This is a genomic window from Streptococcus infantis (assembly GCF_047465525.1).
In the GTDB taxonomy this organism is placed as follows: Bacteria; Bacillota; Bacilli; order Lactobacillales; family Streptococcaceae; genus Streptococcus; species Streptococcus infantis_R.
In genome coordinates this window covers 22,142-48,157 of record NZ_JASGZS010000004.1, presented here as the reverse complement: position 1 = coordinate 48,157, position 26,016 = coordinate 22,142, and the positions used below count along the sequence as shown (strand labels likewise).

Sequence of the window (26,016 nt, the reverse complement as noted above, 5' to 3'; positions counted from 1 at the left end):
AATTTAAAGAAATCTGCTAAATCAAGGAGATTGGACAAAACAAGATGATTAAGTTAAAAGCATTTTTACTATCGCTTGTGCTCGTAATTGCGACACTTGCCCTTTTAAATGTGACATATGTCAAGAAGGTTGATGATTATTATAAAGTCAAGGACAATAGTATTCGCTACAGCACTTCTTATGAAAAGTATAAAAGTAGAGACATTCTAACAAATAATATCACTCCCAACACACTAGTTCTACTGGGTTCCTCAGAGTTAGTTGCGACGATAAATGAGGATTACCATCCCAATAAAATTTTTAACTACAATGATTTTAATATCATGCAGATAGGAACCAGTTATTCTCAAAATATCATTCAAGCTACAACCCTGGGCTCGATTGAAGGAGCTATGAGTAAGCGAAAAGTAGCCATTGTAGAGTCTGTTCAATGGTTTGAAAAGGATGGAACCCATCAAGATGCCTTCTTAAACAAGGCTTCTCAGGAACACATTTTTCACATGCTAGATAATGAGAAAATCAGTAAGGAAACCAAAGAAAAACTGATTAATCGCATTATTGAGATTACCAAAGGGAATAAACAACAGAACGATATCTATAAAAAGTATAAAAGCTATTTTATAGAAGGAAAAGGGACAATCATTGATAAAAAATTATTGGAACTTGACAATGCGGTTTATTCCTTCAAGCTTAAACGAAAATTCTATGAAAATCATGCCAAATCAGATTATCCTTCATTAGGGGATAAAACACCTGACTATAATTGGGAGCAGCTGACAGATCAATTTGTAGCAGAAGTTAAAAAGAAAACAGACAATAATGATTATGCTGTGGATAACAACTACTACAATACTTATTTGAAAGATCGCTATGCTTCATTAAAAGATTCTAATAAAGATTTGAGCTACCTGGAGTCACCAGAGTATTCAGATATGGAACTCTTCTTGACAGTTGCTAAGGAATTGGGAATTGAAGTTGAAGTCATTATTTTCCCAGTAAACGGGAAGTGGAATGATTACACAGGTGTCTCACGAGAAATGCGTGAAGAAACTTACAAAAAAATAGAAAATATTGCCAAAAACCACGGTGCTACGGTGTTAAACTATGGAAATAAAGAGTATGAAGATTACTTTTTATTTGACGTGATGCACGTTGGGGTGAAAGGATGGATGGAAGTTGAAAAAGAACTTTACAAATTTGCAAATGAAACTAACTGACACACAACGTTTACTATTGTGGACCTTGTTTTTCTACACGGTTATTTTAAGCATCGTGATTTATTCTCTTGTCACAGATTTTTCAAACATCCAAGAATTCATTTACAGTGAATTTTAAATATTTTATTAAAAAAGCCCCTTGTCTCTAATATTTATTTGAGACAAGGAGCTTTTTTTTTGTTACTGTTTATGTGTTAATTTCTTACTAAGTTTTTGTCCAATAAGGGCACCAAGTAAAGCGCCGATGAGAACACTTGTGATGAAGAGGAGGATATTAGCAGGATTCGGTGCAACCATAATGCGATCGATATAGTTCTGAGATTTTCCACGAGCAACTAGGGTTGCTATGTAAGCTTGAGGTGTCAACCACATGAGTAGGATGGGACCAGTAGTACCAAAAGCAAAAACTAGGAAGGAAAGAAGGTTCTTGACCTTATCTTTGTAGTGGCCAAGATGAGCAATGCCATCTGCTGCAAGACCGCAGATGATTCCTGGCAGAAAGGCACCAGCACCATGCTTACTCCCGAGGAAAAAGAGAGAGATAACAAGTCCAATCGTAGTAATCGCTCCAAAACGAGGTACTTTTGTTAAAAGTAGCATATAGACGCTACCGCCCACAAGAGCAGAAAAGGCAGGGGCATAAAACATATTTCCAGTGTGATCGACAAGGTTTCCTAGTAGAACCCCTACTCCGATGCAGAGAAAGTAGACAAGGGCAGCCACAAGGGGCGTCAAGATATTCTTTTTCATAAATTCTCCTTCGTATATCTGATGTTATTCATTGTATCATGCCTGTGGCAGATTGTAAATGCTGGTTTGGAACTAGTATTTATTAGGAAATGTGGTAAAATAGGAAAAAATAAAAGACGAGTGGTAAGAGTATGAAGAATTTAGGAAAAGTCTTTAAAGAGCTACGAGAATCAAGAAAAATTTCCTTGAGAAAAGCAACAGGTGGACGCTTTTCAGCATCCTTATTGTCGCGTTTTGAAAATGGTCAGAGTGAAATATCTGCTCCAAAGTTAATCACAGCTTTGGAGAATATTCATGCGAGTATGGAAGAATTGTTATTTTTGGCGAGAGGTTTTCAACAGGATGCCTATTCTGAATTTAGAAACAGAATAGTTGAGGCTATCGACCCTCAAGATTTAACATCTTTGCGCACTATCTACCAGAGAGAATATCAACAACTTCCTTTTTCAAAGGATAGACAGCAACACATTCTCAATGCTATTTTGATAAAATCCTATATGAAAGCCATTGATGAGACAGTTACATTGACCTCTGAGGAAGAAAGAGTCCTACATGATTATCTATTTTCTGTTGAAATTTGGGGGCTCTATGAACTGTTGTTCTTTTCTTCCTGCTCTCCTCTTTTATCAGTCCAGCTTTTGACAAAGTATACTCGGGAAATGTTGCGGAAGTCAGATTTCTTGCAAGGAGTTGGGAAAAATCGAAATATAATGCATACCTTGCTCCTCAATGCTTTTATGGCCTGTATTGAAATTGATGATTTTACCAATGCCCTCTATTTCAAAAAACAAATTGAAAAGAACTTCTTTGAAGAAAATGAAACCTATTTTCGAATAGTCTACCTATGGGCAGAAGGTTTGCTTGATAGTAAGCAAGGAAGAGCGGAGGAAGGACAGAGAAAGATGGAGGACGCTATCCGTATTTTCGAGATGATCGGTTGTAGCAAATCTGCAGACTATTATAGAAGTGCCATGGAGTGTTGAATATCTGCAACTAGATAAAATAACTTGAAACGATAGGACTGTGAAGATACTTATTAGTAGTAGAAAATTCTAGCGTTTTCGTTATTCGTTTAATCTGTTGCATATATTCAAAAAATCATTCTCGAGGGATTCTTGATGCTATACTAGAGCTACCATAAAAGTAGTATGTGAGAAAGAGAGGAATCTATATGAAACTATTACTAAGAAATCAAGCTTACAGAGTTTTGAGTTTATCACGATTTTTCAATGCTTTTGGAGCTTCCATTTTTAATTTAGTATTTGTGGTCTATGCCTCGACTTTGCCAGAGGCTTCTGTTGCCGTTGCCATGGCGAATGTTGTGATGATGCTTCCAACTCTTTTTACAGTTTTTGTGGGAATTCGGGCAGATTATACCAAGGACAAGGTCAAATGGATGACCTATGTCGGTTTATTTCAGGCGGTTTTATTTTTTCTAGCAGCCCTAGTTGTTCAGCAAGCTAGTTTCTTTGCCTTTTCGACCCTTTGTCTCATCAATGTCATTAGTGATGTAGCCAGTGATTTTGCAGGTGGCTTGCGAATGCCTCTCGTTAAAGAAAAGGTCGCGGAGCAAGATTTGATGGAGGCTTACTCATTTTCCCAGTTTATTACCTATATTTCTGCTATTGGTGGCCAAGCTTTTGGAGTTTGGCTATTAGGGGTGTCAACACAGAACTTTTCGCTTGTAGCGGGAATCAATGCCATATTTTTCCTAGTGTCAGCTCTCATTCTCTTTTTAGGAAGGGCTGAATTAAGCTTATCAACTCCACTTTTTGATAGTAAATCACTGAAAAATGAGAAACTTTCTATCAAAGATCAATTTTTAACGATTTACCGAAACTTACGTCTCGTTTTTCTTAAAAGTGGACAGAAAAACTTTGGTTTTATGCTCTTTGCTATCTTGCTTATCAATGCTTTGGGTGGTGCCTTAGGTGGTATCTATAACATCTTCCTTTTAAATCATTCCTTACTGAATTTTTCCTACAAGGATGCCTTGTTTATCTTACAATTGATTACCTTATTAGCAGTTATCATCAGTAGTCTTACGGGAAATGACTATTTTGGGAAGCAATCTTTGCCTAGATTGATGATGTGGGTCACATTAGGAGCCAGTCTAGTTGGTCTATCTAATTTGTTAAACCAAGTCTTGCTCGGGATGATTTTCGTCTTTTTTACCATGTATGTTTCTGGGAAAATTTCTCCAAAGATTAGTGCTCTGCTCATGAAAAATCTTGCTCCAGAGGTTCTCTCTCGTACCAGTAATTTTTTAGGTTTGTTGTTTACTCTATCTATACCAGTGGGGACAGCCTGTTTTTCACTGGTGGCAGTATGGGATATACAGTTAACATGGGCTCTGTTTGTTGGGCTTTCCTTGCTTGCGATTCTCCTAGCTAGTCTTAATCTCAAAAATGAAATTTAGGTGTTAGTCTTCTTTTCACACTGTCCCAATCCCCTCATTTATGGTAAAATAGGACTATTAAGTTATAAAGAGGATTCCCTATGAAATTACAAAAACCAAAAGGAACGCAGGATATTTTACCTGCTGAGTCTGCCAAGTGGCAGTACGTTGAAGGCTTTGCGCGTGAAATCTTTAAACGCTACAACTATGCAGAAGTACGCACGCCTATTTTTGAGCACTACGAAGTCATCAGTCGTTCGGTTGGAGACACAACTGATATCGTAACCAAGGAAATGTATGACTTTTACGACAAGGGTGACCGCCATATCACTCTCCGTCCAGAGGGAACAGCACCAGTTGTTCGTTCTTATGTGGAAAATAAACTCTTCGCACCAGAAGTTCAAAAACCAAGCAAGTTCTACTACATGGGGCCAATGTTCCGCTATGAGCGCCCACAAGCAGGTCGCTTGCGTCAATTCCACCAGATCGGTGTGGAGTGCTTTGGTTCTAGCAATCCAGCGACAGATGTGGAAACAATCGCTATGGCAGCCCACTTCTTGAAAGCAATCGGTGTTCAAGGTGTGAAACTACATCTTAACACTCTTGGAAATCCTGAAAGTCGTGCGGCCTACCGTCAAGCCTTGATTGACTATTTGACACCACTTAAGGAGACCTTGTCTAAGGATAGCCAACGTCGCTTGGAGGAAAATCCTCTCCGTGTTTTGGACTCTAAGGAAAAGGAAGACAAGGTGGCAGTAGAGAATGCGCCGTCTATCTTGGATTTCCTTGATGAAGAAAGCCAAACCCACTTTGCTGCTGTCCGTCAGATGCTGGAAAATCTTGGAGTAGATTACATCATCGATACCAATATGGTTCGTGGTTTGGACTACTACAACCACACGATTTTTGAATTCATCACTGAGATTGAGGGCAATGCCTTGACAGTCTGTGCAGGTGGTCGCTACGATGGCTTGGTTGCCTATTTTGGTGGTCCTGAGACTGCTGGATTTGGTTTTGGACTTGGTGTAGAGCGTCTGCTTCTCATCCTTGAAAAGCAAGGTGTGTCTCTCCCTATCGAAAACGCCCTAGATGTCTATATCGCCGTTCTCGGTGAAGGAGCAAATCTTAAAGCCTTGGAGTTGGTACAAGCTCTTCGCCTACAAGGTTTCAAAGCAGAGCGTGATTACCTCAACCGTAAACTCAAAGCGCAATTCAAGTCAGCCGATGTTTTTGCTGCTAAGACTCTTATCACTCTTGGAGAGAGCGAAGTCGAAAGCGGACAAGTGACAGTCAAGAACAACCAAACTCGCGAAGAAGTTCAAGTTTCACTTGAAGCAATCAGCCAAAACTTCTCAGAAATCTTTGAAAAATTAGGATTTTATACTCAATGAAAATCAAAGAGCAAACTAGGAAGCTAGCCGCAGGCTGTACTTGAGTACGGCAAGGTGAAGCTAACGTGGTTTGAATTTGATTTTCGAAGAGTATTAATAACAGATAAACTGGTCAGGATCTTACTCCTGACCTTTTTCTTTTGCAAAATGACAAAAATACTAAACTTTTTGACAAAGATACTTGTCAAAAATGAAAAGATGTGTTACAATGAAATCAAGTTAAGAAAAGTATAGCAGAAAGGAACGATTATGTGGGCATTAGGATTTGTACCTCTTATGATAATCTTTTATCTCGACCATACCCAAAAGGTCAAGAAACTAGGGAATAAAATCAAAAAGTTTGAGCGAAAAGAGAAAGGAAATACAGAAATGTCAAGATTATTAAAAGAATTGATTGGGAGAACGCCAGTCATCGTTGGACAATTGTTTGGGACAGATAATTGGGAAGTAGTGGATGTTGATGACGAATGGGTCAAGCTACGTCGTGTAGATAAAAAGGGAAAAGAAAAATTCAAACTACAACGCATTGAGGACATCCAAACGATTCAATTTGACGGAGAGTAGGTGTGTAACATGCAACTTAAAAATCGTCTAAAAGAGCTTAGAGCTCGCGATGGTCTCAATCAAACCGAACTGGCCAAACTAGCTGGCGTGTCTAGGCAAACCATCAGTTTGCTGGAACGGGATGAGTACACTCCATCCATCGTCATCGCCCTGAAGATTGCTCAGATCTTCAATGAGCCAGTCGAGTCAGTTTTTCGCTTAGAGGAGGATGAGTGATGAACAAGTATAAAGTGATTTATTATTTATGTATCGTTGTGTTTATCGTTAATCTTTTGGCTATGATTGGAACCCTATTTGGTTGGTTTACGATCATTGAAAGTAAGTATCTCTTCTGGATAAATTTAGTGTTACTATTAGTCTTTAGATGGGTAGAGAGAAAGATAAAGTTTAAAGAGATCGTAAAAGGAGAAAAATTATGAAAGAATTTTTAGCAGGTTTTCAAGTAGATACTGAGAACAAAGAACTTGCAGGTGTCTGTGCAGGTCTAGGAAATTATTTTAACATTCAAGCCAATATCGTTCGTTTGGTGACAGTCTTCTTGTTTCTCTCTTCGACGGAGATTGGGATTATAACCGTGACTCTCTATGCTTATCTAGCAGGTTGGCTAGGTAAAGAGCCCTTGGGAGATGGAGCGAAAAAAGCAAGAAATCAAGCTATTATGTTACTTGTTATTTGTTTGCTTTTGGTGTCACTTGGAGCAGAGGGATTGACAGCTATTTTTGAAGCAGGTAGAGCCTTTGGTCAGTGGTTGGCTGGATTAGTTTAGAGGGAGGATGAAAATGAAAAAGAAACGTGGATTATTATTTTTAGCAGTAGTTGTCTTGGGAGCTTTCTTGGGTATGTTTATAGGGATGTTTAAGGCACGTGCCGAATCCCACGGAATCATTTTAGATGTAAAAGTCTTGATACCATGGATATCAGCTATTTGTTTACTGTTAGGTTTCATTAGCGTTCTTTTGACTTTCAATTTCCTAAAGAAAAGCAGAAAGTTTCATTCCTTGTATCAAGAGGAAATGGATGATGATCTGAATGAAAGCTATTATGTGCAAATGTATCGGAATCTTGAGTTTGGAAGCATTGCCTTTAATATCACAAGCGTAGCGACTTTATTATCTCTTTTCATCTCATTAAATGAAGTGATTATATTGAATACAAGCCATCAAACATTTTCCCTTTCTTTCTTACTCTTTGTGGTATTCTTACTCGCTCAAAAATCTCTTTCTAAAACAATTGCGATTGTGCGTCAGTTTGATTTGGCTCTTTTCTCTACACCAAAGGATGTTTTGAACTATATCAATTCTTACGATGAAGGGGAGCGCAAGGCTAATTTGGAACAGAGTTTTCAGATTTTATTCCAATTAAATCAGTATGTCTTGCCAGGTCTCTACATTCTAATTGTTCTCTTTTCCTTACTTACAGGAGAAATTCAGCTACTAGCTTTCTTGCTTGTAGGAGCAATCCATATTTATATCAATGTGATGCAGTTACCTATGGTGAAACGTTATTTTAAATAGGAAAGATCACTGAAACTACTTAAGGTTATTGGCTAGTTTAGATAGAGGTCAGAAAATGAATAATAATCGTAGATGGTTGAGAGTAGTAATGTGTATGTTAAGTGCTTTTGTAGTAGCCTTTGCCTACACTCTTAGAGGGATAGTTGAACAGATTCAAATGGAACAAGTCTTACCTACTATTTATGGAATCGCTCTTGTTATTGGAGGACTTTCCTTCGTTTTAGCCATGTATTATCTTGGTAAAAGTCGCGAAATTTATACTCTTTATCAAAGGGCGACAGAGGAAGAAGATAGTAACCAAACCTATGTAAGAGCTTATCGTTACTTAGATTATGGTTCAGTTTCTTCCAATGTTTTGATGATAGCAATGATGACCAGTGGGATTATACTGATTTCTCCGATATTTAAGAATACCTTGCTAATTCTTCCTACTCTTATTCTATTATGCTTATACATTATTGTTGCCAATTACTTGTTGCGAACTATTTTTATCGTTCGACACTATAAACTGTCTGCTTATTACACTCCAAAAGATATTTTAACCTATCTTAACAGTTATGATGAGGGAGAAAAGCAGGCAGAGATGGAGAGTGCCTTTTTAACTCTGTTTAGGCTGGATCAAATTTTACTGCCCGCACTCTATATTTTATTGATAGTATTATCAGTTATTTTACGAGAAATACAAGTGGTTGCCTTAGTTCTTTTAGTCGTCATTCATCTTTATATAACTATCGCACAATTAAGAAAAACAAAACGTTATTTTAAATAAAGGAGTTTCTATGATTCGTGTTGAAAATGTAAGCAAAAGTTTTGGGAGCAAAAAAGCTCTTCATCAGATTTCTTTTGAGATTAAGGAAGGTGAAATCTTTGGTTTTCTTGGGCCTTCTGGATCAGGTAAAACAACCATGATCAATGTCTTAACAGGCCAGTTAACTGCAGATCAAGGTAACACAATTTTGTTAGGCAAGAATTCTCAAGATTTAACCTCAAATGATTTGGAACAAATCGGTATTGTTAGTGATGGCAGTGGTTTTTATGAAAAGATGAGTCTTTATAAAAATCTTCTCATTTACGCTAAGTTATATGGCCTCAAGTCAGATATAGTAAATCAGGTGCTCAAACAGGTTGGATTGGCAGATGCTAGAGATATTATCGCAGAAAAACTGTCTACAGGAATGAAACAAAGAATGTTCTTGGCCCGTGCCCTTCTTAATGCTCCTAAGATTCTTTTTCTAGATGAGCCAACCAGTGGGCTAGACCCTACAACATCTAAGATGATTCATACCCTACTTCAAGAATTAAAGCAAGCTGGGACAACTATCTTTCTGACCACGCATGATATGAATGAAGCAACTTTGCTTTGTGATCGCTTATCTCTTTTAAATAAGGGAAATTTAATAGAGTATGGAAGTCCACAAGAGATTATTCAAAAATACCATGTGGATAAGAAAGTACGTGTAGGTTATAAAGATGGAAGAGAACAAATAGTTCTGTTTGAAGAATTGCCACATTTAGACACGACAGATTTGATGGTCGTTCACTCTTGTGAACCAACTTTAGAAGAGATCTTTATCAGATTAACAGGAGAAAAGTTAGATGTTTAGAAAATTAAATGCCCTACTATGGTTAAGATTACAAGTTCTTATTAGCAATTCAACTTTGTTAGCAACTTTATTGATGCCTTTTGGTATTGCTGTTTTATTAAATGAATTTTTAAATAAGAATGGAGAAGTGAGCCTATTTTTACTATCTTCTAGCTTGACGATGGTCTTGAGCATGGGAAGTGGTTATATGGTATCGATTATGATGGCAGAAGATAAGGAAAAACGAAATCTCAAATCACTTATTCTAAGTGGTGTGACAGCAACAGAATATACTTTCAGTATGCTTGTTCTCCCTATTCTGATAATGTTACTTGCTATGATTGTGCTTCCCATCTATCTTAAAGTAAACGTATCTGGTTATTTATTTGCCTATGCTATCTATTTGCTTCTAGCAACTATTTGTATTATTTTTCTCAACCTTCTAATCGGTGCAGTATCAGATACTCAATCTAAAGCGCAAGTCTATAGTATCTTTCCTATGTTAATTGTCTCTTTTTTACCCACGATTGCTTCTCAAAATGATACGGTTCAAAAACTGTTGGACTATTCTTTTATCGGTCCTTTTGTAGGTCTATTAAAAGAAGGTGGAGGAGAATTGTCTCTGGGAAATCTTGGTCTTTTATTGTCATGGGTCCTTGTTCTAGGCCTAGCATGTCTCTTTGTATTGAAAAATAGTTATAAAGGAAAATAGGAGAATCTTATGAAAACACTTAAAAACATTGGCTGGTTTGTTCTAGCTTTCTTATCATTTTTGTTTATCTACGGTTTTATTCAGGCTTTACCTCTGATTGCTCTTGGTTCAGGTGCACCTATAGTCGGTGTTCTTCCGCTTTATATTCTATTAGCAGGAGCTTTTACCTTCTTAACATACAAGTGGTATAAGACAGGAACTGTTACGATAGAAAAAACGGGCCTTAACAAATACATCTGGTTGCCTGCCTTGGTATGGGTCCTTATCATTGTTGTACAAACTTTCTTACCAAATGATCCATCTGTCAGTCAACAGACGGCAGAACAATTGACTCATAATCAACCTCTCTTCTCTTTCTTCATGATTGTTGTCTTTGCACCCCTGACAGAAGAGTTGACCTTTAGAGGGATGTTGGCCCGCTATGTCTTCCCTCAACAGGATAATGTCAAGCAGACAGCTCTCTTCCTACTTGTAAGTAGTATCATTTTTGCTCTTGTTCATTTCCCTGGCACTCCTCAACAATTCCTAGTTTATGCTTCACTTGGCTTTAGCTTGGGATTGGCTTATGTTAGTAAGGGTGGTCTGGCTTATAGTATGGGATTACATGCCTTGAACAATTTAATTTCATTTGTGATGATAATGATGCTATAATAGACTCAGGAGGAAGTCATGAAACGAGTGATATTATTAGCAGTGATTCAGGCAGTTGTACTCTTCTTTATTATTGGAGCGCTTGCCTATGCTTTTAAAGGGGATTTCTTTTATAACCATCTAGCAGTTATCTTTGCTCCTATCGCAGGTATTATGCGATTTGCGACAGCCTATGCAACGGAGATTGTTCTCCCTAAAAAGGCTGCAGAGATTGCTGAAAAGCGTAAAAAATAAAGAAATACCAAGTAAAATAAGATCCAGCGAATGACTTTGCTGGATTTTTTCATTTATAGCAGGATTCTTCTCAACTTTTCTGATGATTTTCATGAAGAGCCTGCGCTTTTATGGTAAAATAGTAACAGAATAAAAGAGGAGATAAAACATGAAACGTAGTATGTATGCTGGTCGTGTTCGTGAGGAACACATCGGACAAGAAATTACCTTGAAAGGTTGGGTTGGCCGTCGTCGTGACCTTGGTGGTTTGATCTTTATCGATCTTCGTGACCGTGAAGGAATCATGCAGTTGGTTATCAACCCAGAAAAAGTATCTGCAGAGGTGATGGCAACAGCTGAAAGCCTTCGTAGTGAATTTGTCATCGAGGTGACTGGTCAAGTTGCTGCACGTGAGCAGGCCAATGATAAGTTGGCGACTGGAGCAGTTGAACTGAATGTAACAGCTCTTACTGTACTTAATACAGCCAAAACAACACCATTTGAAATCAAGGATGGCATTGAAGCAAACGATGATACGCGTCTACGTTACCGTTACCTTGACCTTCGTCGTCCAGAAATGTTGGAAAATCTTAAACTTCGTGCCAAGGTAACCCATTCTATCCGTAACTACTTGGATGAGTTGGAATTTATCGATGTGGAGACACCATTCCTTTCTAAATCAACGCCAGAAGGGGCGCGTGATTATTTGGTACCATCTCGTGTTAATAAGGGTCATTTCTATGCTCTTCCTCAAAGTCCGCAGATTACAAAACAGTTGTTGATGAATGCTGGATTTGACCGTTACTATCAAATCGTCAAATGTTTCCGTGACGAAGACTTGCGTGGTGACCGCCAACCTGAGTTTACCCAGGTCGACTTGGAAACTTCATTCTTGACTGAGCAAGAAATCCAAGACATCACAGAAGGCTTGATTGCGCGCGTGATGAAGGAAACAAAAGGCATCGAAGTAACACTGCCATTCCCTCGAATGAAGTATGATGATGCTATGGCTCTTTACGGTTCTGATAAGCCAGATACGCGTTTTGACATGTTGCTTCAGGACTTGACAGAAGTGGTCAAAGGTGTAGATTTCAAAGTCTTTTCAGAAGCACCTGCTGTAAAAGCCATTGTGGTCAAAGGAGCTGCGGACAACTATTCACGTAAAGACATTGACAAGATGACAGAAGTAGCTAAGCAGTACGGTGCTAAAGGTCTTGCTTGGGTCAAGGTTGTTGACGGTGAATTAAATGGACCAGTTGCTAAATTCTTGACTGGTATTCAGGCAGATTTGACCGCCGCGCTTGGTCTTGAAGATAAGGACTTGGTTCTCTTTGTAGCAGATACGCTTGAAGTAGCTAATGCAACTCTTGGTGCCCTTCGTGGACGTATTGCGAAAGAACTAGGCTTGATTGATAACGACAAATTCAACTTCCTCTGGGTTGTTGACTGGCCAATGTTTGAATGGTCTGAAGAAGAAGGTCGTTACATGAGTGCCCACCATCCATTTACCCTTCCTCAAGCAGAAACTGCTCATGAGCTTGAAGGTGATTTGGCTAAGGTTCGTGCCATTGCCTATGATATCGTCTTGAATGGTTATGAACTTGGTGGTGGTAGTCTTCGTATCAACCAAAAAGAACTCCAAGAACGCATGTTCAAAGCTCTTGGTTTCTCATCTGAAGAAGCAAATGACCAGTTTGGTTTCCTTTTGGAGGCTATGGACTATGGTTTCCCACCACACGGTGGTTTGGCTATCGGTCTTGACCGTTTTGTCATGTTGCTCGCTGGAGAGGAAAATATCCGCGAAGTCATCGCCTTTCCTAAGAACAATAAGGCAACTGACCCAATGACGCAAGCACCATCAACAGTAGCTCTTAAACAACTAGAGGAACTTAATCTACAAGTAGAACAAGATGAAACAAACGAAACTAACTAAAAAGTGGTACCATTATCTTCGCCGCTTTGCTTATCGAGTAAAGATTTTGCGTGTTTTACAAAGTATTTCTCGAGAAAAATACGATGAAAAAATCTCAGCTTCTCTGGTATATGGTTTTCTATCAGCAGTAGCCGTCAATTTCTTTTTCCAACCAGGGCACGTTTATTCAAGTGGTGCGACAGGTTTGGCCCAGATCATTTCTGCCCTTAGTAACCACTGGTTTGGTTTTCATTTCCCGATTTCAGTAGCATTTTATGCCATCAATATTCCTCTCATGATTTTGGCCTGGTACCAAATTGGACATAAGTTCACGATTTTTACCTTTATCACGGTATCCATGAGCTCGCTCTTTATCCAGTTTGTGCCTGTGGTGGTCTTAACAGAGGATCCAATCATTAATGCCCTTTTTGGGGGTGTTGTCATGGGACTGGGGATCGGATTTGCACTACGTCATAACATCTCCAGTGGTGGAACAGATATTGTCAGCCTAACCATTCGTAAGAAGACTGGTCGTAACGTCGGAAGCATCTCTTTCTTGGTCAATGGTACCATCATGTTGATTGCAGGAGTGACCTTTGGTTGGAAATATGCCCTTTATTCCATGATTACCATCTTTGTCTCAAGTCGTGTGACAGATGCAGTTTTCACCAAGCAAAAACGCATGCAGGCCATGATTGTTACTAGCAATCCAGATGCCGTCATTGAGAAGATCCATAATAAATTGCATCGTGGAGCAACCATGATTCATGATGCTGAAGGAACCTATAACCACGAACGTAAGGCTGTTTTGATTACGGTTATCACTCGTGCAGAGTTCAATGATTTTAAATTGATCATGAAGCAAGTTGATCCAACAGCCTTTGTTTCTGTTTCAGAAAACGTTCATATCCTAGGCCGATTTGTTGAAGTCGAAAACTAAAGATTTCAGGACATCTTCAAATTCCATTAGTGATACCTTGCTCTAGTTTACTAATAGTTATTTATAACAATGAATAGAACGAAAAACCCAACTCTTGAACACATTGTCAGAGTTGGGCTTTTTTATTTTTCAACGATTTTGTGGGCAATCACTTGACGATAGCAGATTTGACGATTTTCTTTGGTATCACTGATGATTTGCAGGATGGTTTCAAATGAAGTACGTCCTAGAGAGAGGCTATTGATATCCACATAGGCCGCTAGGTTTAATCTTGGATTAACAGAATCAAAGCTGAGTACAGGGATATTGAGATTGTGCTCGTTGAGGTAGTTACAAACACCTTCAGCTAAGAGACTATCTGTTGTAATGATGGCATCAGTTTGAGGATCATGTTTGAAGAGACGTTTACTAAATTTATATCCCTTTTCTTCAAGAAATTCATCTGCAAAGAAGGTACGTTGACTATCGAGAGGAAGTTTGTGTTCTTGAAGGGCTTGTTCGTAACCTGTTAGACGATCCTGCGTAACGTAGAGCTTCTTGGCTCCACCGATGAAAGCGATTCGATTACATCCTTTCTTAATGAAGTATTCGGTTGCATCAAAACCAGCTTGAATATTATCGTTGTCAACAAGCGGAATAAAAGGGGACAAGGATTTTCCAAGGATGAGGAAAGGAAATTGCTCTTCTGAGACTAATTTTACCAAGGGGTCATTTTCTTGGGCATACAAGAAGATAAGACCGTCTACACGCTTTCCATAGACCATCTGTGAAATTGCATTTAAGCGTTCTTTTTCATCTTTTCCAGTTGCAATCTGGATGGCATAGTGATTTTCTGAAGCAACTTGTGCGATACCACGTAGGACAGAAGGAAAGAAAGGATTTTGATAGAAGGCATCGGAGTCGTCTGGAAGAACTAAACCAATGACCTGCGTATAACTACTAACCAAGCTTCGGGCATTGAGGTTAGGATGATAATTGAGCTCTTTCATTGTCTTTCGGACTCGTTTTTTAGTCTCATCGCTAATGGTTGATTTATTTTGAATAACACGGGTTACGGTTGAGGGTGAGACCCCTGCAGCCTTGGCCACGTCTTTAATCGTAACAGGCATAATAATCTCCTACTTATGGTAGTCTGGATCACGGAAATGCGTTTTGTAAAAGATAGTGACCAGGTATAGAACAAATAAAATGTTTTGAACAGTAATTAAAGTTGCCATATTTTGGCCTAGGAGACCGAGAATCATGGCAAGTAAGGTTGGTAATCCTAAACAGTTCAAAATGAAATGATAGCACTCTTTATAGGTTTTAAATGAAAAGAGACGTGATTTTTTCGTAAAGTAGAGCAAGAGGCTAGAGCCTAGAGCAACGATGAAAAAATTAAGTCCGAAGAGGAAGCTAGAACCTAACACAAGAAAGAGACTAACATAGACACGATTCTGTTGATACCAGTCTTTAGAAATGTCTTGTGTTAAGCTTTCCTTACTTTGGAAACTCTCAGTCGTGATCGCATGATAGCGAATGCTAGTCAATTCTTTTCCTTGCTTACTGATGACGAGCTGCTCAGGTTCAAAGTTAAGAAGTAATTCCTCAGGAAAGTCTGAACTAGAAGCGTCTCCGATTTGAACAGAAGCTTGCTGAGGAGTTGAACCCGTATAGCTCAACTTACCATCTACAATCTTAGCATTGGTAGCCAAATCCTGAACCACACTATCCGTCAGAGGAGCGTAGACATCATCGATGAAGGTTTCTAAAGGATAGGTTTCCTGAGAGCTGTTCTGGATGGCAATAGGCACCATAGACAAGCTAATCAAGAAAATACTGGTAAAAATCAGTTGAAACCAGTTGAGACCAAAACGTTGAGAGAGGGGCTTACGAAATCCCCATATACTATTAAAATAAGAAAATGGATATGGTAACATAAATCTCTTTCTATAGGCATTTTTCTATACGAGTATTATATAGAGAAATGTGTTTTATTTCAAGCAGGGGATACGAATCCTTGTTGAAAGTAGACTATTAATAAAATTTGTCAACTAACAATGAGGGTATTCTCAATAATCTCTTGTTTCTCACCAGACTATATAAGCATTAGTTTATACTCAATGAAAATCAAAGAGCAAACTAGGAAACTAGCCAAAGGCTGTACTTGAGTACGGCAAGGCGACGTTGACGCGGTTTGAATTTGATTTTAGAAGAGTATTAAAAATGAAAAAGGGTGGCGGGGGTATATCACCCCTTGTCGCCACCGCTTGTAAGTCCTGAAACGAAGTTCTTTTGTAAGAAGAAGAAGAGTGTACAGATTGGAAGAGCGATGAGGATAGCACCTGCTGAGAAGTAGGCAATCTTCAAGTTCTTCGCATTGTTGACGAAGGTTTGGAGACCAACGGCAACTGTAAAGTATTCTTTCTCACGAAGCAAGAAACTAGAGAGGATGTAGTCTCCGAAAGGTCCCATGAAGGCCCAGAGTGCTTGTACTGCAACCATTGGGCGAACGAGAGGGAGAACGATTTGCCAGAAGCGGCGGAAGTGTCCTGCACCATCCAGTTTTGCAGATTCATCGAGAGACATTGGCACGGTGTCAAAGTAACCTTTCATCAACCAAGCGTTCATAGGGATACCACCACCTACATATAGGAAGATGAGGAACCAGCTATGGTTAAGGGCATTTAACATGAGGGCCATAACGAAGAAGGCAGTCAAAGCGGCCATTGTTGGCACCATTTGGATAATCAAGAAGAAGACCAAACTTTGTTTACGAGCCAAGAAATTGTAACGGCTGTAGGCATAACCAGCAAGCACGATAATACTTGTCTGAACGACCATAGTGATCAAAGCGATGATCAAAGTATTAAGATACCATGTACCGTACAAGGTTTCTGTAAAGAGTCCTTTGAAGTTATCAAGACTAAAGTTGACATTGCTGTCGAGTTTAAAGGCCACAACGTTACCAGCCTTGAAGGCAGACATAATCGTGATTAAAAGAGGATAGATAATGACGATTGAAAGTCCGATCAAGTAGAGGTAAGTGAGGGTTTGAGTCAGTCTACGTTTTAGTTTGATTGAGTTATTCATCTTAGACGTCCTCCATATCAAATGCGTGTAGTTTCTTGAAGGCAATCATAGAAATAGAGATGACGATGATTGAAATAATCAAGGTAACGGCAGCTGCCATAGAGTATTGTGGAGCTGTACCGGTTGTCAAACGGTAAATCCATGAGATCAAGATATCGGTTGAACCAGCTCCACCACCGACACTACCAGGACCACCACCATTGAAGAGGTACATGATAGAGAAGTTGTTGAAGTTGAAGGTGTATTGGCTAATCAAAGTAGGTGCCGCAACTGCCAAAATCATTGGGAAAGTGATGCTGCGGAATTTTTGCCAAGCGTTTGCACCGTCGATATAAGCTGCTTCATACAAGTCGTTTGGAATAGACTGTAGGATACCGAGAGTAAGGACATAGATATAAGGGAATCCAAGCCAACCTTGCATCATAATCAAGGCAACCTTAGTCCAAGTAGGGTCTGTTTTCCAAGGGATGAGTGCCCCATCGAGGAATGGAAGAATCTTAGCAAAAAGTGGCAAAACTTGAGTATTGATAGCACCAACACTATCGTTAAACATGTTTGAGAATGTCAAGATAGTGATGAAGGCTGGAACTGCCCAAGGCAGAAGGAAGATAACACCAAAGATACGTTTTCCTTTGATGAATGGTTGGTTAGCAATAATAGCTGTGAAGATACCGATTACAATCTGTAAAGTTGATGCAGACAAAGCCCAGATAATAGTCCAAGAAAGAACGGCACCAAAGGCTGAACGGAAGGTACTCAAGCTCCAGATATTTGTGAAGTTGGTCAATCCAACCCAGTCCAACAATTTATTAGGTGGTAAATGTTGGAAATCATAGTTAGTAAAGGCGATCATCAAGGTTACAATAACTGGGAAGATGATGGCAAATGTCATGGCAACGTAAGATGGGATAATGAGCAAGTATGGGAATCCATTTTCATAGATACCTTTAATCATATCCTTAAGTGTCAATGGGACAGGAATGCCATTATTGATACGTTTTGCAATAGTGTGAGCGTCTTTAATATTGAGAATATAAAAGGCTAGATAAACAATTACAAAAATAGAGTGGAGTGCACCACGAATCAACATGAAGAGAGAGTTGTCACGGCCAGGTTTTTCACCGAGCGTGATCAAGTTGCTCAATTCAGGTGCTGCAAGTACTATAAAATAGAGGACAAAAACTAAAGTTACAGCAAGGAAGATAAAACCTTTAGCTTTTTGCTTGTTGTAGATTTGTCCCAACCCAGGAATCAATGAAAGCAAGGCTGCTTTTCTTGGTTGTTGTTCCATGAGTACTCCTTTCATAAGATGTGAACGTCAAGCTGAGTTCTGTTAATATCTAAAAATCAAGGGGGATAAGTTTTAAATCCCCCTTGAATCAATCAATTAGTTACCAAATTTTTGTTGGATTGTTTCTTTGATCAATGTTACAGCATCATTTGCAGCTGTTTTAGCATCTTTCTTACCGCTTACAGCGTCAAAGAGCATTGTTTTAGCTGGGTCCCAAACTGTTGACATTTGAGAGATGTTTGGCATTGGTTGAGCGTTCTTGAACTGTTTGATAACAGCAGTAGTCAACTCATCGTTTTTACCTTCAGCGTAAGTACGAGCTTCAGTGTTAGCTGGGATTTCGTTTGTTGCATCGTAGAATGCTTTTTGTTGGTCAGTTGAAACAAGGAAGTCTACGAATTTTTGAGCTCCTTCAAGGTTCTTAGTGCTTGATGGGATGATCCAAGCTTTACCACCACCAAAGGCTGCGTAGTTTTTACCGTTTGGAAGAGTTGGGATAGTTGCAACACCGTAGTTTACTTTAGCATCTTTGAATGCTTGAGCTTTCCAAGGTCCATCAATGATAGCAGCTGTTTTACCTTCTTGGAATTGAGTTTGGATCAAGTTTCCAGCACCTTCAGTATCTTGCATACCTTTAGGCCATTTGTCATACCAAGTTTTAGCGTAGTTGATACCTGCAATAGCACCATCGTTAGCAAGACCAATATCTTTAGGGTCTTTACCGTTTTGTCCAAACACGTAGGCACCATTACCAGCAAGAAGTCCATATGCGTAGTAGAAGTTAGTCCAGTCAGCTAGGAAAGCAGTAGTTTTTCCGTCTTCACCAGCGAAGGCATATTTGCTATCTTTAGCAAGTTCTTCCAAGTCAGCAAATGTCTTAGGAGCTTCTTTCACTAAGTCTTTGTTATAGTACATAACAAGTGACTCGATAACGGCTGGAGCCCCATAAACTTTACCACCAACAGTCACAAGAGATTTAGTAGTATCGTCTGTTTTAGCACCGTCACTCAAAGTAACTTCTGAAAGTTGTCCGTCAGTACCAAGGCTACCTACACGGTCGTATGGTGCCATCATGACGTCAGCAGCTTTACCTGATTGGTTATCAAGTGAAAGATTGTCAAGTCCACCTAATTGGTCCCCTGTTTTAATAGTAACTTTTACACCAGCTTCTTTTTCGTAAGCTTTGGCAGCTGATTCTGCAAAAGCTTTATATTGATCTTCAACGTAGAAAGTGATTTCTTTCGCTTCTGATGAACCAGAGTCAGCAGTTTTATCAGCAGTTTTGCTTCCACAAGCTACTAAAAGTAAGCTAGCAAGAGTAGCAGTACCAAGTACAGCTGCGCTCTTCATGAATTTAGTTGACATAGTGTATTCCTCCTAAAGAATAACAAATTTTGATTTCAAGGAAACGCAAACGTTTTCTCTTATGAACTTAGTATAGCACAAACAGAAAACGGTTGCAAGCGTTTTTTTGAAAAAAATTTAAAAAGCTTGTAACTGGTTAATCTCTAAAATTGGTTATATAATAGGAAGGAAAGGATGAAATCATATAAATTTCAATTCAAGAATAATTTAAGGGAAACGTTTGCATAGTTTGTAGATGTTTTTGTAGAGGTGAAAAAATAAGAATATAGTTTTTTTAAAAGCTATAAAGTAAATAAATTGAAAAGTTTTTTGTTGAAACGCTTGCATTTCTTTTTGAAATGGGTTATACTTTACTTGGCGCAAACGTTTGCGCCAAGTAAAAATGAAATATTTAACTACAAACACTTGAGGTGCTATTATGAAAAAACGTCAAAGTGGTGTGTTGATGCACATCTCATCGCTTCCAGGAGTTTACGGAATCGGATCATTTGGTCAAAGCGCCTATGATTTCGTTGACTTCTTGGTTCGTACAAAGCAACGTTACTGGCAAATCCTTCCTTTAGGCACAACCAGCTACGGAGATTCTCCTTATCAATCTTTCTCAGCCTTTGCTGGAAATACTCATTTTATCGATCTTGCTATTTTGGTAGAGCAAGGTTTGTTGGAAGCAAGCGATCTTGAGGGAGTAGACTTCGGTAGTAACCCAACTGAAGTTGATTACGCTAAGATTTACTATGCACGCCGTCCGCTTCTAGAAAAAGCAGTTAAACGTTTCCTTGAAGTTGGAGATGTCAAAGATTTTGAAAAATTTGCTCAAGAGAACCAATCATGGCTTGAACTTTTTGCAGAGTATATGGCTATCAAAGAGCATTTTGATAATCTCGCTTGGACAGAATGGCCTGATGCAGCAGTTCGCACTCGTCAAGCTGAAGCTCTTGCACACTATCGTAATGAGTTGGCTGACAAATTGGTCTACCACCGCGTAACCCAATATCTCTTCTTCCAACAATGGTTGAAATTGAAAGCATATGCTAACGAAAACCACATCGAGATTGTGGGAGATATGCCAATCTATGTTGCTGAAGATTCAGGCGATATGTGGGCAAATCCACATCTCTTTAAAACTGATGAAAACGGAAAAGCAACTTGCATCGCAGGATGCCCACCAGATGAGTTTTCTGAGACAGGTCAGCTTTGGGGGAATCCAATCTATGACTGGGAAGCAATGGATCGCGATGGTTATAAATGGTGGATTGAACGCTTGCGTGAAAGCTTTAAGATTTACGACATCGTGCGTATCGACCACTTCCGTGGATTTGAGTCTTACTGGGAAATTCCTGCGGGTTCTGAAACAGCGGCACCTGGTAAATGGGTGAAAGGACCTGATTACAAACTCTTTGCAGCTGTTAAAGAAGAACTTGGTGACTTGAACATCATTGCAGAAGACCTTGGATTCATGACTGATGAAGTCATCGAGCTTCGTGAGCGCACTGGATTCCCAGGAATGAAAGTCCTTCAATTTGCTTTCAATCCAGAACACGAAAGTATCGACAGCCCACACTTGGCACCAGCAAACTCAGTTATGTATACAGGAACACACGATAACAACACTGTTCTTGGTTGGTACCGTGATGAGATTGATGATCCAACTCGTGAGTATATGGCTCGCTACACAAACCGTAAAGAGTACGAAACAGTGGTGCATGCTATGCTTCGTACAGCTTTCGCATCAGTAAGTTTCATGACGATTGCCACTATGCAAGATTTGCTAGAGTTGGATGGTTCAGCTCGTATGAACTTCCCATCTACTCTTGGTGGAAACTGGTCATGGCGTATGACAGAGGAACAATTGACTCCTGCTGTCGAAGAAACTTTGCTTGACTTGACGACAATTTATCGCCGAATCAATGAAAATTTGGTAGAATTAAAGAAATAAGACATTATCAGGAGACACAAAAATGTTACCATTAAAAGAATTTGTACAAAATCGTTACAATAAATCTATCGCAGAATGCAGCAACGAAGAGCTTTATCTTGCTCTTCTTAACTACAGCAAACTTGCTAGTAGCCAAAAACCAGTCAACACTGGTAAGAAAAAAGTTTACTACATCTCAGCTGAGTTCTTGATTGGTAAACTCTTGTCAAACAACTTGATTAACCTTGGTCTTTATGACGAAGTTAAAAAAGAACTTGCAGCTGCAGGTAAAGAGTTGATCGAAATCGAAGAAGTAGAATTGGAACCATCACTTGGTAATGGTGGTTTGGGACGTTTGGCAGCCTGCTTTATCGACTCAATCGCTACACTTGGTTTGAATGGTGACGGTGTTGGTTTGAACTACCACTTCGGTCTTTTCCAACAAGTGCTTAAAAACAACCAACAAGAAACGATTCCTAATGCTTGGTTGACTGACCAAAACTGGTTGGTTCGCTCAAGTCGTAGCTACCAAGTACCATTTGCACACTTTACTTTGACATCAACTCTTTACGATATTGATGTTACTGGTTATGAAACAGCAACTAAAAACCGTTTGCGTTTGTTCGACTTGGATTCAGTTGATTCTTCAATCATTCAAGATGGTATCAACTTTGATAAGACAGATATCGCTCACAACTTGACTCTTTTCCTTTACCCAGACGATAGCGATAAACAAGGTGAATTGCTCCGTATCTTCCAACAATACTTCATGGTTTCAAACGGTGCGCAATTGATCATCGATGAAGCGATCGAAAAAGGCAGCAACTTGCACGACCTTGCTGACTACGCAGTTGTACAAATCAACGATACTCACCCATCAATGGTTATTCCTGAATTGATCCGTCTTTTGACTGAACGTGGTATCGAACTTGATGAAGCAATTTCAATCGTTCGTAGCATGACTGCTTACACAAACCACACAATCCTTGCTGAAGCCCTTGAAAAATGGCCTCTTGAATTCTTGGAAGAAGTGGTTCCTCACTTGGTACCAATCATCAAGGAATTGGACCGTCGTGTTAAAGCAGAATACAAAGACCCAGCTGTTCAAATCATCGATGAGAGCGGACGTGTTCACATGGCTCACATGGATATCCACTACGGATACAGCGTAAACGGGGTTGCGGCTCTTCACACTGAAATCTTGAAGAACTCAGAGTTGAAAGCCTTCTACGACATCTACCCAGAAAAATTCAACAACAAAACAAACGGTATTACTTTCCGTCGTTGGCTCATGCATGCTAACCCAAGATTGTCTCACTACTTAGATGAGATTCTTGGAGATGGTTGGCACCATGAAGCAGATGAGCTTGAAAAACTCTTGTCTTATGAAGATAAAGTAGCTGTAAAAGAAAAATTGGAAAGCATCAAGGCTCACAACAAACGTAAATTGGCTCGTCACTTGAAAGAGCACCAAGGTGTGGAAATCAATCCAAACTCTATCTTTGACATCCAAATCAAACGTCTTCACGAGTACAAACGTCAACAAATGAACGCTTTGTATGTGATCCACAAATACTTGGACATCAAGGCTGGTAACATCCCTGCTCGTCCAATCACAGTATTCTTTGGTGGTAAAGCAGCTCCTGCCTACACTATCGCTCAAGACATCATCCACTTGATCCTTTGCTTGTCAGAAGTGATTGCAAACGACCCAGCAGTAGCTCCACACTTGCAAGTAGTTATGGTTGAAAACTACAACGTTACTGCAGCAAGCTTCTTGATCCCAGCATGTGATATCTCAGAACAAATCTCACTTGCTTCTAAAGAAGCTTCAGGTACTGGTAACATGAAATTCATGTTGAACGGAGCTTTGACTCTTGGTACTATGGACGGTGCTAACGTGGAAATCGCTGAGTTGGTTGGCGATGAAAACATCTATATCTTCGGTGAAGATTCAGAAACTGTTATCGACCTTTACGCGAAATCAGGTTACAAATCAAGCGAATTCTACGCTCGTGAAGCTATCAAACCATTGGTTGACTTTATCGTGAGCGATGCGGTTCTTGCAGTTGGTAAGATTGAACGCTTGGAACGTCTTTATAACGAATTGATCAATAAAGACTGGTTCATGACTCTTCTTGACTTGGAAGACTACATCAAGGTTAAAGAGCAAATGCTTGCTGACTACGAAGACCGTGACGCATGGTTGGATAAAGTTATCGTTAACATTTCTAAAGCAGGATTCTTCTCATCTGACCGTACAATCGCTCAGTATAATGAAGATATCTGGCACTTGAACTAATACTCTTCGAAAATCAAATTCAAACCGCGTCAACGTCGCCTTGCCGTACTCAAGTACAGCCTGCGGCTAGTTTCCTAGTTTGCTCTTTGATTTTCATTGAGTATAAGATACGAAATTTTATAGTTATTACATATCTAGCAAAAAAGCGAGTTTCAATTGAAATTCGCTTTTTTTGAATGTTGTGGATTTGAGGTTGACTGGTCTCAAAAGAAAAAATAATCTGTCAATAATTTCTAGACTTAAAAATCAGACCTAGAGGACACTAAGAAGGCTGGTTTTACTACCTTTAAGCATAAGGTTCATCTTAGCTGTCACCTCAAATTTCTTGTATTCGTTTACAAACAGTATTATAATAGTATTATAGTAAAGAAAGAAGGTATTCTTATGTGGAAAAAATATTTTTCAAAATATAAATGGACTGATTTATTTTGGATTCTTTTTGTAATTTGGTCATGCCTTTATATGGGCAATAGCACTTCGTTTCCACTGACTCATCAAGAAATCTCTTTTCATGGATGTTGTTATGGGGCATCACTTGCCTTATATCACTTGCTATTTATTGATAAATTTGTCATTTCAAATCGAAAATAAAGATTAGAACTATGCTTGACTGTGTACTTTTATGATTGATTTTGGAGGGAAGATTTTGTCTCTATTATTTATTATTTTAAATTTATCTATTTTGTACAAGATCTATTCTTTGAGGCGGGAGAAATCGAAATACTTAATTTATACGGCCTATATCCTATTTGGGGTAAATATAATATATGGTATTCAATGGTTATTAAAAGAACTAGTTTCAAAGATTTCCACTTAATGTGTATAGAAACTCCAGTGATTTTTGCATAACAAAACGCATAAGATTAAGGTTTTTGAGTACCTGTTCTTATGCGTTTTCGTAATATTGAAGATTTTCGGTAAGTTGTCTGCCTTGGGGAAGTCTAGTTTAGAATGCTTTCCCAACCAAAATCTCAGCCTCAATGGTAATCTCTGTCAAATCGCTCCAGTCAATCTTGCTCTGGTCAACGTGAAAGAGTAGAGGAGTCATGCTGAGTAGGGCTTGGAGCTGCTCTGCTGTGATAGTCTTAGTCAGTGAGGCAGTTTGGCTAGATAGGATGGAAAAGTGTTCTTGGAAATGATTTTTGATATCTTGGTTGGAATAGTCCTTCTTTGTTAGCTGGTCTTGTACCTTCTGACGGATTTCTTTGAGGTGATTTTCAGTTGGGATAACCTTTATCAAGATACCCTCTTTGGATAGAACGCGACGAAATTCTCCATAGTTGGCAGGTGAAAAGATATCAAGCAGGATATCCATGCTGGCGTCTTTTATAGGAAGACGAGCTAAGTCACCAACGAACCAATTGACTGCCCAGTTGGGTTCGCTCTTGGCAGCGATTTGGACAGAATCTTTGGAGATATCGAAGGCATAAAAGGTTTTGTCAGAGTGACTTTCTTGGAGTTTGCGAGAATAGAAACCTTCACCACAACCGATATCTAAAATTGTTTTGGCATTTTCTGAGTTTGAAAGTAAATCAGAGATGGCCTCTAAGATAGCTTGGTAAAAGCCAGCTTCTAGGATTTGTTGTCGGTTTTGAAAGTTTTCCTTGTCGTAGTTAGCAGATTGCTTGATTTGAGGTGATAGATTGACATAGCCGAATTTTGCTAGGTCAAAAGAATGGCGGTTGCTACACTTGAGACTAGACTCTACCAAGGTCAGATTTTCTTGGCAGATAGGGCAGGCAAAGGCACTAGCAGAAGCAAAGCGCTGGAGTTTGGGTTTGAGGTTTGTATTCATAGTTTAAGTGTATCAAAAGAGGCAAATGAAAGCAACTTTAGGAATAAGTAGATGGGAGATTCAGTAGAAATAAAACTAATTCTCCAATTTATGGAATGAAATTGCTTTTATATCTAAATTGCTATATAATAATGATAAGGAGGAAATAAGTATGTTAAAAGAAGTACTAACCGTTGCAAAAGTTGCGAAAAAATCATCACTCTTTTTGGGTGGTGTCGCATTTGGTACCCTTGGTTTGAAAATCTTGGCAAGTAAGGAAGCTAAAAAAGGTTATTCTAAAGCTTTGGCTAAGGCTTACAAGTTGAAAGACGGGCTAGATGCATCTGTTTCTGTTGTGAAACAACATGGAGACGATGTCTTGCAAGATGCCAAATATTTGTACGAGCAAGAGAAAAAAGAAGAGCAATTAGATAGCCTTATAGGGGAATAAT

Annotated in this window: 26 protein-coding genes and 1 pseudogene; 20 read left to right on the top strand and 7 right to left on the bottom strand. The window is 39.1% G+C overall.

Annotated elements, in window-relative coordinates:
- The first annotated feature begins 44 nt into the window (after positions 1 to 44).
- On the top strand, positions 45 to 1,217 hold the full coding sequence (gene dltD, locus QM374_RS02140) for a D-alanyl-lipoteichoic acid biosynthesis protein DltD (RefSeq protein WP_414310726.1): 1,173 nt from the start codon (positions 45 to 47) through the stop codon (positions 1,215 to 1,217).
- A gap of 180 nt (positions 1,218 to 1,397) precedes the next feature.
- Here the strand turns inward: dltD and QM374_RS02135 are convergent, their stop codons facing one another.
- Complete coding sequence (locus tag QM374_RS02135) at positions 1,398 to 1,967, bottom strand: MptD family putative ECF transporter S component (RefSeq protein ID WP_414310725.1); 570 nt, start codon at positions 1,965 to 1,967, stop codon at positions 1,398 to 1,400.
- Positions 1,968 to 2,098: 131 nt separating this feature from the next.
- On the opposite strand from QM374_RS02135, the gene QM374_RS02130 reads away from it, so the two are divergent.
- From QM374_RS02130 to QM374_RS02060, 15 genes and pseudogenes are all read left to right on the top strand, one after another.
- Positions 2,099 to 2,950 (top strand): Rgg/GadR/MutR family transcriptional regulator, encoded by an 852-nt coding sequence (locus QM374_RS02130; protein WP_414310724.1) that lies wholly within the window; start codon positions 2,099 to 2,101, stop codon positions 2,948 to 2,950.
- A 188-nt stretch (positions 2,951 to 3,138) separates the two neighbouring features.
- Positions 3,139 to 4,386, top strand: a complete 1,248-nt coding sequence (locus tag QM374_RS02125) for a transporter (protein WP_414310723.1) — start codon at positions 3,139 to 3,141, stop codon at positions 4,384 to 4,386.
- Positions 4,387 to 4,466: 80 nt separating this feature from the next.
- The gene (gene hisS, locus QM374_RS02120) at positions 4,467 to 5,756 is read left to right on the top strand and encodes a histidine--tRNA ligase (RefSeq protein WP_414310722.1); all 1,290 of its coding nucleotides are present in this window, start codon (positions 4,467 to 4,469) and stop codon (positions 5,754 to 5,756) included.
- 96 nt (positions 5,757 to 5,852) lie between these two features.
- Positions 5,853 to 6,320, top strand: a pseudogene (locus tag QM374_RS02115) (hypothetical protein).
- A 9-nt stretch (positions 6,321 to 6,329) separates the two neighbouring features.
- Positions 6,330 to 6,536, top strand: coding sequence for a helix-turn-helix transcriptional regulator (locus QM374_RS02110; protein WP_001176235.1), 207 nt, complete (start codon positions 6,330 to 6,332; stop codon positions 6,534 to 6,536).
- Complete coding sequence (locus QM374_RS02105) at positions 6,536 to 6,739, top strand: hypothetical protein (RefSeq protein WP_414310721.1); 204 nt, start codon at positions 6,536 to 6,538, stop codon at positions 6,737 to 6,739. Before QM374_RS02110 ends, QM374_RS02105 begins: the two co-directional genes overlap by 1 nt.
- Positions 6,736 to 7,086 (top strand): PspC domain-containing protein, encoded by a 351-nt coding sequence (locus QM374_RS02100; RefSeq protein WP_414310720.1) that lies wholly within the window; start codon positions 6,736 to 6,738, stop codon positions 7,084 to 7,086. The genes QM374_RS02105 and QM374_RS02100 overlap by 4 nt, the downstream gene beginning before the upstream one ends.
- A gap of 13 nt (positions 7,087 to 7,099) precedes the next feature.
- Positions 7,100 to 7,834, top strand: a complete 735-nt coding sequence (locus QM374_RS02095) for a DUF3169 family protein (protein WP_414310719.1) — start codon at positions 7,100 to 7,102, stop codon at positions 7,832 to 7,834.
- A 55-nt stretch (positions 7,835 to 7,889) separates the two neighbouring features.
- The gene (locus QM374_RS02090; RefSeq protein WP_414310718.1) at positions 7,890 to 8,603 is read left to right on the top strand and encodes a DUF3169 family protein; all 714 of its coding nucleotides are present in this window, start codon (positions 7,890 to 7,892) and stop codon (positions 8,601 to 8,603) included.
- Positions 8,604 to 8,613: 10 nt separating this feature from the next.
- The gene (locus tag QM374_RS02085) at positions 8,614 to 9,438 is read left to right on the top strand and encodes an ABC transporter ATP-binding protein (protein ID WP_414310717.1); all 825 of its coding nucleotides are present in this window, start codon (positions 8,614 to 8,616) and stop codon (positions 9,436 to 9,438) included.
- Positions 9,431 to 10,129: an ABC transporter permease gene (locus QM374_RS02080; protein WP_414310716.1), complete on the top strand. Its 699-nt coding sequence runs from the start codon at positions 9,431 to 9,433 to the stop codon at positions 10,127 to 10,129. The genes QM374_RS02085 and QM374_RS02080 overlap by 8 nt, the downstream gene beginning before the upstream one ends.
- Before the next feature lie 9 nt (positions 10,130 to 10,138).
- The gene (locus QM374_RS02075) at positions 10,139 to 10,780 is read left to right on the top strand and encodes a lysostaphin resistance A-like protein (RefSeq protein ID WP_414276414.1); all 642 of its coding nucleotides are present in this window, start codon (positions 10,139 to 10,141) and stop codon (positions 10,778 to 10,780) included.
- Positions 10,781 to 10,798: 18 nt separating this feature from the next.
- Positions 10,799 to 11,014 (top strand): hypothetical protein, encoded by a 216-nt coding sequence (locus tag QM374_RS02070; RefSeq protein ID WP_060955102.1) that lies wholly within the window; start codon positions 10,799 to 10,801, stop codon positions 11,012 to 11,014.
- Between the two features lie 148 nt (positions 11,015 to 11,162).
- Complete coding sequence (aspS, locus tag QM374_RS02065) at positions 11,163 to 12,926, top strand: aspartate--tRNA ligase (RefSeq protein WP_414310715.1); 1,764 nt, start codon at positions 11,163 to 11,165, stop codon at positions 12,924 to 12,926.
- Positions 12,904 to 13,845, top strand: coding sequence for a YitT family protein (locus QM374_RS02060; RefSeq protein WP_000814911.1), 942 nt, complete (start codon positions 12,904 to 12,906; stop codon positions 13,843 to 13,845). The genes aspS and QM374_RS02060 overlap by 23 nt, the downstream gene beginning before the upstream one ends.
- A 122-nt stretch (positions 13,846 to 13,967) precedes the next feature.
- On the opposite strand, the gene QM374_RS02055 is transcribed toward QM374_RS02060, so the two are convergent.
- The 5 genes from QM374_RS02055 to QM374_RS02035 all read right to left on the bottom strand — a co-directional run bounded on the left by QM374_RS02055 (position 13,968) and on the right by QM374_RS02035 (position 19,573).
- Positions 13,968 to 14,954 (bottom strand): LacI family DNA-binding transcriptional regulator, encoded by a 987-nt coding sequence (locus tag QM374_RS02055; protein WP_414310714.1) that lies wholly within the window; start codon positions 14,952 to 14,954, stop codon positions 13,968 to 13,970.
- Between the two features lie 9 nt (positions 14,955 to 14,963).
- A complete protein-coding gene (locus QM374_RS02050) occupies positions 14,964 to 15,764 on the bottom strand; it encodes a DUF1189 domain-containing protein (protein ID WP_375555414.1) in 801 nt (266 codons plus the stop codon).
- Positions 15,765 to 16,074: 310 nt separating this feature from the next.
- On the bottom strand, positions 16,075 to 16,917 hold the full coding sequence (locus QM374_RS02045; RefSeq protein WP_045613887.1) for a sugar ABC transporter permease: 843 nt from the start codon (positions 16,915 to 16,917) through the stop codon (positions 16,075 to 16,077).
- Position 16,918: 1 nt separating this feature from the next.
- Entirely contained in the window at positions 16,919 to 18,208 is a 1,290-nt protein-coding gene (locus tag QM374_RS02040) for an ABC transporter permease subunit (protein ID WP_414310713.1), read from the bottom strand.
- Positions 18,209 to 18,304: 96 nt separating this feature from the next.
- Positions 18,305 to 19,573 carry an extracellular solute-binding protein gene (locus QM374_RS02035; RefSeq protein WP_075232327.1) on the bottom strand — a complete coding sequence of 423 codons (1,269 nt, stop codon included), beginning with the start codon at positions 19,571 to 19,573 and terminating at the stop codon, positions 18,305 to 18,307.
- 418 nt (positions 19,574 to 19,991) lie between these two features.
- Here QM374_RS02035 and malQ point away from each other — a divergent pair, with 418 nt between their 5' ends.
- The 3 genes from malQ (at position 19,992) to QM374_RS02020 (ending at position 24,381) form a co-directional block, all read left to right on the top strand.
- Entirely contained in the window at positions 19,992 to 21,509 is a 1,518-nt protein-coding gene (malQ, locus tag QM374_RS02030; RefSeq protein ID WP_414310712.1) for a 4-alpha-glucanotransferase, read from the top strand.
- A 22-nt stretch (positions 21,510 to 21,531) separates the two neighbouring features.
- Complete coding sequence (gene glgP, locus QM374_RS02025; RefSeq protein ID WP_414310711.1) at positions 21,532 to 23,790, top strand: glycogen/starch/alpha-glucan family phosphorylase; 2,259 nt, start codon at positions 21,532 to 21,534, stop codon at positions 23,788 to 23,790.
- Positions 23,791 to 24,174: 384 nt separating this feature from the next.
- Positions 24,175 to 24,381: a hypothetical protein gene (locus QM374_RS02020; RefSeq protein WP_414310710.1), complete on the top strand. Its 207-nt coding sequence runs from the start codon at positions 24,175 to 24,177 to the stop codon at positions 24,379 to 24,381.
- A gap of 355 nt (positions 24,382 to 24,736) precedes the next feature.
- Here the strand turns inward: QM374_RS02020 and QM374_RS02015 are convergent, their stop codons facing one another.
- The gene (locus tag QM374_RS02015; protein ID WP_414310709.1) at positions 24,737 to 25,585 is read right to left on the bottom strand and encodes a putative RNA methyltransferase; all 849 of its coding nucleotides are present in this window, start codon (positions 25,583 to 25,585) and stop codon (positions 24,737 to 24,739) included.
- Positions 25,586 to 25,736: 151 nt separating this feature from the next.
- Here QM374_RS02015 and QM374_RS02010 point away from each other — a divergent pair, with 151 nt between their 5' ends.
- Positions 25,737 to 26,015, top strand: coding sequence for a DUF6110 family protein (locus QM374_RS02010; protein WP_000910910.1), 279 nt, complete (start codon positions 25,737 to 25,739; stop codon positions 26,013 to 26,015).
- Position 26,016 lies beyond the last annotated feature (1 nt).